Consider the following 8,144-nt stretch of genomic DNA (forward strand, 5'->3'; position numbering starts at 1 on the left):
AGGTCGAACACCGAGGCGTTCGAGTCCTGCACGCCGATCTTCTTGCCGATCAGGTCCTGCGGCGTCTGGATGTTCGCACCGTCGGCGAGCGACAGGATCGTGAAGGGGTTCTTCTGGAACGTGGCGCCGATGATCTTCAGGGGTGCATCCTGCTCGGCGACAGCCGCGCCGACGGATGCCGCATCGCTCAGCGCGACCTGCACGGTGCCGGAGAGGAGCTTCGCGACGCCGGTGTCGGGTCCGGAGATGCCGACGACGTCGGAGAAGCCGGCATCCTCGTAATAGCCCTTCTCGTAGGCGTAGAACTCGCCCGCGAACTCCTCATTCTTGATCCAGGAGTACTGGACGCTGATCTCGCCGTAGTCGACGGCTTCGCCCTCGGAACCTGCGGGTGTATCGCCGCCGGCGCAGCCGGCGAGCAGGAGGGCGGAGGCGGCAGCGGCGGCGATACCGATGACGCGCGTGCGGGACAGAAGGCGCAAGGGGACTCCTCGGGTCATGTTTCGGGACATGGCGGTGCGGGGCCGACGCTAACGCGTGCAGATTTCCGCGGGGTTTCGCGCGGACTACCTGTGTGCGCAGCGGTACTGTCGCCACATCGGCTCGAGGAGGCCCCATGATTCCCGAGATCAACTACTGGACCGTCATCCTGGCGACGCTGTCGAGCATGGTGGTCGGCTCGATCTGGTACACCCCGAAGGTGTTCGGCACGCGGTGGATGCAGCTCGCGAAGGTCGACATGGACCGGCCCGGTGCGTCGGCGACGCTCGCCATCCTCGTCACGCTCTTCGTGAGCTTCGCGACCGCGTGGGTGCTGGCGGGGGCGACCACGATCGCCTGGCACTTCTACGAAGGGTCGTACCTGTGGGCGGCCATCGTCACGGCCGTGCTGCTGTGGGCGGGCTTCACGGCCGCGCGGTTCATCACGCACGACGCGTTCGAAGGTCGACCGAGCGCGCTCACCGTGATGAACATCGCGCACGAGCTCGTCACCGTGGTCGTGATGGCGGTCATCATCGGCGTGTGGCCGCCCGCCGGAACCGTCTGATCGCAGCCGCTCGCGCCGAGAAACCTCTCCGGCGCGATAAACCACCACTGGCGTGGTGTTTCACGCCATATGTGGTGTCTCGCGAGGAGATCAGGCGGCTGCGCCGACGACCGCGGCGACCGCTGCGGTGAAGAAGCGCAGCCCGTCGACGCCCGAGCGCATCGCGGCTGGGGTGTCGGGGCCGAAGCCGGGCTCGATCGCGTGCTCGGGGTGCGGCATGAGGCCGACGACGTTGCCCGCAGGGTTGGTGAGGCCGGCGATGTCGTCGATCGACCCGTTCGGGTTCACGCCGACGTACCGGAACGCCACCAGGTTCTCGCCCTGGATCCGCTTGAGCGTCTCGTCGGAGGCGATGTAGCCGCCGTCGGCGTTCTTCAGCGGGATGATGATCTCCTCGCCGCGGCCGAACTCGCTCGTCCAGGCGGTGTCGTTGTTCTCCACGACGAGGCGCTGGTCGCGACGGATGAACTGCTGGTGCGCGTTGCGGATGAGCCCGCCCGGCAGCAGGTGGGCTTCGACGAGCATCTGGAAGCCGTTGCAGATGCCGAGGATCGGCATCCCCTTGGCGGCGGCGTCCTTCACCTCGCTCATGATCGGCGCGTGCGCGGCGATCGCGCCGGCGCGCAGGTAGTCGCCGTAGCTGAAACCGCCGGGGAGGACGAGCGCGTCGACGCCGTCGAGGTCGTGCGACCCGTGCCAGAGGGCGACCGGCTCTGCGCCGGCGAGGCGGACGGCGCGCTGTGCGTCGCCGTCGTCGAGGGAGCCGGGGAAGGTGATGACGCCGACGCGGACGGTCATTCGACGACCTCGATGCCCACGACGTCCTCAATCACCGCGTTGGAGAGGATCTCGTCGGCGATCGTCTTCACGGCGGCGAGGGTTGCCTCGTCCGCGGTGTCGACGGTGAGCTCGAACCGCTTCCCGATGCGGACATCGGTGAAACCTTCGTGGCCGAGACGGGCGAGGGCGCCGGCGACGGCCTTCCCCTGCGGGTCCAGCAGCTCGGCCTTGGGCATGACGTCGACGACGATGATGGGCATGGGAGAGCTCCGGGATGTCGCGGGCAGGGGTGCGGGTCCAGTCTACGGCCCGTGGCCCGTGTGCTCAGGCGCTGATTCGCGGATGCCGTGATCGAACCGTGACCGTGGGCGTGGGAGCGCTCTCTTGACAGTCGTGGGAGCGATCCCATAGCGTCGCTTCCGATCGATGAGAGCGCTCCCACTCGGGGCTCACGCGCCTCTCCTCCCCACACCACAAAGGAGTGTCCCTGTGAACGCACGCGCCCTGCGGCGCGTCGGCCTGATCGCCGGCGTCGCCACAACGTCCGCCCTCGTCCTGGCCGGATGCGCCGGCGGCGGCGAGCCCGCTGCCAACGGCGGCGACGGCGAGAAGGTCACGCTGACCATCGCCACCTTCAACAACTTCGGCTACACGGACGAGTTCCTGCAGAAGTACGAGGACGACAACCCCAACGTCACGATCGTCCACAACAAGGCGGCCGAGTCCGGCGACGCCCGCAAGAACTTCTTCCAGAAGCTCGGCAAGGGCGGTCTCGCCGACATCGAGGCGGTCGAGGTCGACTGGCTCTCCGAGGCCATGCAGTACTCCGACCTGCTCGCCCCCGTCCCGGACGACCTCAAGGGCCGCTGGCTCGACTGGAAGGAAGCCGCTGCGACCGATGCCGACGGCAACCTCATCGGCTACGGCACCGACATCGGCCCGCAGGCCATCTGCTACCGCGCCGACCTCTTCGAGGCCGCCGGACTCCCGTCGGAGCCCGCCGAGGTCGAAGCACTCTTCGACGGCGACTGGAACACCTACTTCGACGTCGCCGACCAGTACCGCGAGGCATCGGGCAAGGCGATGATCGACTCGGCGAACTCGGTGCTCCAGGGCATCGTCAACCAGATCGAGTACACCTACGACGAGCCCGACGGCACCGTCATCGCGACCTCCAACCCCGAGATCGCCGACGCGTACAAGAGTGTCACTGAGCGGGCCGTGCCGAACTCGGCCTACTCGGCGCAGTGGGGCGACGACTGGATCGCTTCGTTCCAGGGCGATGACTTCGCCACGGTCCTCTGCCCCGGCTGGATGCAGGGCATCATCGCGGGCTACGCGCCCGACCAGGCGAACTGGAAGATCGCGAACACCTTCCCGAACGGCGGCGGCAACTGGGGCGGCTCGTACCTGACCGTCCCGGCGAACGGCGCGAACGTCGAGGAGGCGCAGAAGCTCGCCGACTGGCTGTCCGCTCCCGAGCAGCAGGTCGAGGCGTTCGTCAACGTCGGCGCGTTCCCGAGCCAGGTCGAGGCGTACGAGAACGCCGACCTGAACGGCTACGTCAACGACTACTTCGGCGGAGCGAAGACCGGTGAGATCGGCGCGGACCGTGCCGAGGCCGTGACCGTGCAGCCCTACAAGAGCGCGAACTACTTCAAGTACCACGACGCGCTGCAGAACGCGGTCAACCGGGTATTCGACGGCTCGGAGTCCGCATCCGCCGCCTGGGACACCTGGGTCGCCGAGGTTGAGGCCTTCTGACCCTCATCTGACCGGGATGCCGGCCGTCACCCTGCGGCGGCCGGCATCCCCACCATCGGCCGACGACGACGGAGACGCCACGTGACCACCACAGACACCCGACCACGTACCTCGCTGGAGGACCCTCCCGCGAAGGCGGACCGTCCGGTCCGTGTGCTGTCCTTCCGCCAGCGGGTCAGCCGATGGGACGTGAAGTTCTCGCCCTATCTGTACATCTCGCCGTTCTTCATCCTGTTCGCGATCGTCGGCCTGTTCCCGATCGCGTTCACCGCGGTCATCTCCTTCCAGGAATGGGACCTCATCCGCAATGAGGGGACATTCGTCGGCATCGAGCAGTACAGCTGGATTCTGAGCGACCCCAAGTTCTGGGTCGCGCTGCGCAACACGTTCAGCATCTTCCTGCTGTCGACGGTGCCGCAGCTGATCCTCGCGGTCTTCATCGCCGCGATGCTCGATCGCAACATCCGCGCGAAGACGTTCTGGCGGATGAGTGTCCTGCTGCCGTTCGTCATGGCACCCGTCGCGGTCGCACTGATTTTCAGCAACATGTTCGGCGACGTCCACGGACTCGTGAACAACACGCTCGACGCGGTCGGGCTGCAACCAATCGCATGGCACAAGGACCCGTTCTGGAGCCACGTCGCCATCGCCACCATGGTGAACTTCCGCTGGACAGGCTACAACGCCCTCATCCTGCTTGCCGCGATGCAAGCGGTGCCGCGGGAGTATTACGAGGCCGCCACCGTCGACGGTGCCGGCGCGTTCCGGCAGTTCTTCAGCATCACCCTGCCGTCGCTGCGTCCGACCCTCATCTTCGTCATCATCACCTCGACGATCGGCGGCCTGCAGATCTTCGACGAGCCCCGCATGTTCGACAACACGGGCGAGGGTGGACCCGCCCAGCAGTGGCTGACGATCACGCTGTACCTCTACAACATCGGCTGGGGCGAGTTCAATTTCGGTCGCGCCGCCGCCCTCGCGTGGATCCTCTTCATCATCATCGTGGTGATCGGTCTCGTGAACCTCCTCATCACCCGCCGCCTCGTCCGTGACGAGGGTGGCCGTGGCGTGAAAATGCCGCGACGCGCACGGAAGGATGCCGCACGATGACCACCGTCAGCGAACCGCCTCTGGCCATCGTCGAAGAGAACGTCCCCAAGGCCGGGCGTCGTCGCCGCGGCGAGCGGACGACCCGCATCCGCGGCGTGCGCGCCGGATTCTGGGTGTACGTCGGGCTCGGCGTCGTCGCCGTCTCGGCGATCTTCCCCTATTACTGGTCGTTCCTGATCGGCTCGGGCGATAAGTTCACGATCAACGACCCGAACATGTCGTGGATCCCCGGTGCGAACTTCATCGACAACGCGCTCTCGGTGATGAACGAGCCGGCGGTCAACTTCTGGCTCGCGCTGTGGAATTCGATCTTCAGCTCCACGGTCATCGCGGCATCCGTCGTCGTCTTCTCGACGCTCGCCGGCTGGGCCTTCGCCAAGCTCCGCTTCCGGGGGAGCAAATTCCTCCTCGCCTTCGTGGTCGCCACGATGGCCGTCCCGATGCAGCTGGGCGTCGTCCCCCTGTACATCCTGTTCGCAGACCTCGGCTGGACGGGAACCATCGGCGCCATCATCATCCCGGCCCTGACGAGCGCCTTCGGCGTGTTCTGGATGACGCAGTACATCGGCCAGACCGTGCCCGACGAGCTCATCGAAGCCGCGCGGGTCGACGGCGCCAGCCAGCTGCGCACGTTCTGGACCGTCGGCGTCACCGCCGCGCGTCCCGCCGCGGCGATGCTGTTCCTGTTCACCTTCGTCGGGGCGTGGAACCAGTTCTTCTGGCCGTTCATCGTGCTCGACCGGCAGAGCCCCACCCTCCCGGTCGCGCTGTCGCTGCTGCAGGCCAACTACTTCGTGGACTACTCCATCGTGCTCGCGGGTGTGCTCCTGGCCACCATGCCCCTTATCCTCCTGTTCGTCTTCGCGGGCAAGCAGCTGGTCAGCGGCATCATGGCCGGCGCGGTCAAGGGCTGACAGGATCGGAGCCATGACCACGATTCCGCGGGACCAGTCTGCCCCGATGCTTGCTCGTCCCTTCCCGACCGGTTTCCTGTTCGGTGCGGCGACCGCGGCCTACCAGATCGAGGGGGCCGCATTCGAGGACGGCCGGACGGCCAGCATCTGGGACGCGTTCAGCCGCGTGCCGGGCGCCGTCATCGGCGGCGACAACGGAGACGTCGCCTGCGATCACTATCACCGGTATCGGGACGACGTCGCGGTGATGAAGGACCTCGGCCTGGACACCTACCGGTTCTCGACCTCGTGGTCGCGGGTGCGCCCCGACGGCGGCGCCGTGAACCCGAAGGGGCTGGACTTCTACAAGCGGCTGGTCGACGAGCTGCGCGACGCGGACATCATCCCGTGGCTGACCCTCTACCACTGGGACATGCCCCAGGCACTCGAAGAGCGCGGCGGGTGGACCGCTCGCGAGACGAGCGAGCGCTTCGTCGAGTACGCCCTCACCGTCCACGACGCGCTCGGCGACCGCGTCGACGTCTGGACGACTCTCAACGAGCCGTGGTGCTCCTCCTTCCTCAGTTACACCGGCGGCATCCATGCCCCCGGCAGGTTCAGCGTTCGCGACGGTCTGCTGGCCTCGCACCACCTGCTGCTCGGTCACGGCGACGTGGTGCGCGAGCTGCGCTCCCGCGTCGCCGGCTTGAACCTGGGGATCACGCTCAACCTCACGGTCGCCGAGCCCGCCGACCCGTCGAACCCTGCCGATGTGGATGCCGCGCGTCGCATCGACGGGCAGTTCAACCGCTGGTTCCTCGACCCCGTGTTCGGGCGCGGGTACCCGAAGGACATCGTCGAGGACATCCGGCGTGTCGACGCGGATGCCGTCGCGGCGTTCGAGGCGGCCGTTCGACCCGGCGACCTCGAGACGATTGCGCAGCCGCTCGACGCGCTCGGCGTGAACTACTACCACGGGGAGTTCGTCGGCGGTGCGCCCGCCGCCGACCCGCCGATCGCGGGCGACGCCCCCACCGATCGCGTCGTCGGCTCGCCCTGGCCGGCCGGTCACGACATCCACTGGCACGAACGCGGCCTGCCGCGCACCGCGATGCACTGGGAGGTCCAGCCCGAGGCGCTCACCGTCCTCCTCGAGAACGTCTGGAACGAGTACGCGCAGGCGGCGGGCACCCCGCTCTACGTCACCGAGAACGGTGCGGCCTACGACGACGTCGCGGTCGTGGAGGACGGCGTGACGCGTGTTCACGACGACGAGCGCGTCGCGTTCCTGCGCGGTCATCTCGGCGCGATCGCGGATGCCGCGGACGCCGGCGTCGACGTGCGCGGCTACTTCTACTGGTCGCTGCTCGACAACTTCGAATGGGCCTGGGGCTACGAGAAGCGCTTCGGCATCGTGCGCGTCGACTACGAGACCCAGGAACGCGCGTTGAAGGACAGCGCTCTGGAGTATCGTCGGGTCATCGCCGCCCGTGCGATCGACGTCGCACCGTCCCCGAGGTAGCCCAGCCGTGACCGACACCATCCGCACTCCGGTGACCATCGAAGAAGTGGCGGCGGTGGCCGGAGTCTCGCGGTCCACGGTGTCGCGTGTCGTGAACGGCTCCACGGCGGTGAGTCCGGCCGCGCTCGAGTCGGTCCGACGCGCCATCGACGAGCTCAACTACATCCCCAACCGTGCGGCGCGCTCGCTCGCCAGCCGGGCGACGATGGCCATCGCCCTCGTCGTACCGGAGGACACCACCCGCTTCTTCGGCGACCCGTTCTTCGCGACGATCGTCAACGGGATCAATGCGCGGATGAGGCGCTCCGATTACGTGCTGAACCTGATCATCGCGAGCGACGACCCGCAGGACAAGGCGACCGCCTACCTGCGCAGCGGCGCCGTCGACGGAGCCATCATCGTCTCCCACCACACCAGCGACTCGTTCATCGACCGGATCGCCGCCGCGATGCCGGTGGTGTACGGCGGACGGCCGGTGCGCCAGCGGGAACGGGACTACTACGTCGATGTCGACAACAAGGCGGGCGGCAGGCTCGCCACCGAATACCTCATCGGCAAAGGGCACCGGCGCATCGCGACCATCACCGGCCCGCTCACCATGCCCGGCGGCATCGACCGTCTCGACGGGTTCCGCGAGGCGATGGATGCCGCGGGTCTCACCCCGGCTGCGATCGAGGACGGCGATTTCACCGCCGACGGCGCCGCCGCCGCGATGACCCGCATCCTGGAGTCGAAAACGGAGGTCGATGCGATCTTCGTGGCCAGTGACCTGATGGCGCGGGGAGCCCTTGCGGCGCTCGCCCGCGTCGGCATCCGCGTGCCCGACGATGTCGCGCTCATCGGCTACGACGACTCACCGGTGGCGACCTCGGTCGTCCCCGCGCTCACAACGGTGCGTCAGCCGTCGTTCCACCAGGGCGAGCTGATGGCAGACACCCTGCTGTCACTGCTGGCGGGCGGGAGGCCCCCGCACGTGACGCTGCTGGAGACGGCTCTGATCGAGCGCGAGTCGGCCTGACGCGCAAGA

At 67.6% G+C, this 8,144-nt stretch carries 9 protein-coding genes; 6 read left to right on the forward strand and 3 right to left on the reverse strand.

Annotated elements, in window-relative coordinates:
• On the reverse strand, window positions 1–482 hold a 482-nt coding region (locus tag ACHFGS_RS10970; protein WP_394289463.1), incomplete at its 3' end, for an ABC transporter substrate-binding protein.
• A gap of 134 nt (window positions 483–616) precedes the next feature.
• Between ACHFGS_RS10970 and ACHFGS_RS10975 the strand changes: the two genes are divergently transcribed.
• Window positions 617–1,048 carry a DUF1761 domain-containing protein gene (locus ACHFGS_RS10975; protein WP_394279309.1) on the forward strand — a complete coding sequence of 144 codons (432 nt, stop codon included), beginning with the start codon at window positions 617–619 and terminating at the stop codon, window positions 1,046–1,048.
• Between the two features lie 90 nt (window positions 1,049–1,138).
• On the opposite strand, the gene purQ is transcribed toward ACHFGS_RS10975, so the two are convergent.
• Both purQ and purS read right to left on the reverse strand, forming a co-directional pair.
• Window positions 1,139–1,846, reverse strand: a complete 708-nt coding sequence (purQ, locus tag ACHFGS_RS10980; protein ID WP_394279310.1) for a phosphoribosylformylglycinamidine synthase subunit PurQ — start codon at window positions 1,844–1,846, stop codon at window positions 1,139–1,141.
• A complete protein-coding gene (gene purS, locus ACHFGS_RS10985) occupies window positions 1,843–2,088 on the reverse strand; it encodes a phosphoribosylformylglycinamidine synthase subunit PurS (protein WP_394279311.1) in 246 nt (81 codons plus the stop codon). The genes purQ and purS overlap by 4 nt, the downstream gene beginning before the upstream one ends.
• Window positions 2,089–2,317: 229 nt before the next feature.
• On the opposite strand from purS, the gene ACHFGS_RS10990 reads away from it, so the two are divergent.
• From ACHFGS_RS10990 to ACHFGS_RS11010, 5 genes are all read left to right on the forward strand, one after another.
• Window positions 2,318–3,592 carry an ABC transporter substrate-binding protein gene (locus ACHFGS_RS10990; protein WP_394279312.1) on the forward strand — a complete coding sequence of 425 codons (1,275 nt, stop codon included), beginning with the start codon at window positions 2,318–2,320 and terminating at the stop codon, window positions 3,590–3,592.
• Window positions 3,593–3,673: 81 nt separating this feature from the next.
• Complete coding sequence (locus tag ACHFGS_RS10995; RefSeq protein WP_394279313.1) at window positions 3,674–4,702, forward strand: carbohydrate ABC transporter permease; 1,029 nt, start codon at window positions 3,674–3,676, stop codon at window positions 4,700–4,702.
• A complete protein-coding gene (locus tag ACHFGS_RS11000) occupies window positions 4,699–5,616 on the forward strand; it encodes a carbohydrate ABC transporter permease (RefSeq protein ID WP_394279314.1) in 918 nt (305 codons plus the stop codon). The genes ACHFGS_RS10995 and ACHFGS_RS11000 overlap by 4 nt, the downstream gene beginning before the upstream one ends.
• A gap of 13 nt (window positions 5,617–5,629) precedes the next feature.
• A complete protein-coding gene (locus ACHFGS_RS11005) occupies window positions 5,630–7,117 on the forward strand; it encodes a GH1 family beta-glucosidase (RefSeq protein ID WP_394279315.1) in 1,488 nt (495 codons plus the stop codon).
• 7 nt (window positions 7,118–7,124) lie between these two features.
• A complete protein-coding gene (locus tag ACHFGS_RS11010; protein ID WP_394279316.1) occupies window positions 7,125–8,135 on the forward strand; it encodes a LacI family DNA-binding transcriptional regulator in 1,011 nt (336 codons plus the stop codon).
• Window positions 8,136–8,144 lie beyond the last annotated feature (9 nt).

It is taken from the genome of Microbacterium sp. (assembly GCF_043427715.1).
In the GTDB taxonomy this organism is placed as follows: domain Bacteria; phylum Actinomycetota; class Actinomycetes; order Actinomycetales; family Microbacteriaceae; genus Microbacterium.

What these genes read in the sequence shown, in the direction of transcription:
- ACHFGS_RS10975 (WP_394279309.1), top strand. Translation starts at nt 617, where the DNA reads ATGATTCCCGAGATCAACTACTGGACCGTCATCCTGGCGACGCTGTCG.
- purQ (WP_394279310.1), bottom strand. Translation starts at nt 1,846, where the DNA reads ATGACCGTCCGCGTCGGCGTCATCACCTTCCCCGGCTCCCTCGACGAC.
- purS (WP_394279311.1), bottom strand. Translation starts at nt 2,088, where the DNA reads ATGCCCATCATCGTCGTCGACGTCATGCCCAAGGCCGAGCTGCTGGAC.
- ACHFGS_RS11000 (WP_394279314.1), top strand. Translation starts at nt 4,699, where the DNA reads ATGACCACCGTCAGCGAACCGCCTCTGGCCATCGTCGAAGAGAACGTC.
- ACHFGS_RS11005 (WP_394279315.1), top strand. Translation starts at nt 5,630, where the DNA reads ATGACCACGATTCCGCGGGACCAGTCTGCCCCGATGCTTGCTCGTCCC.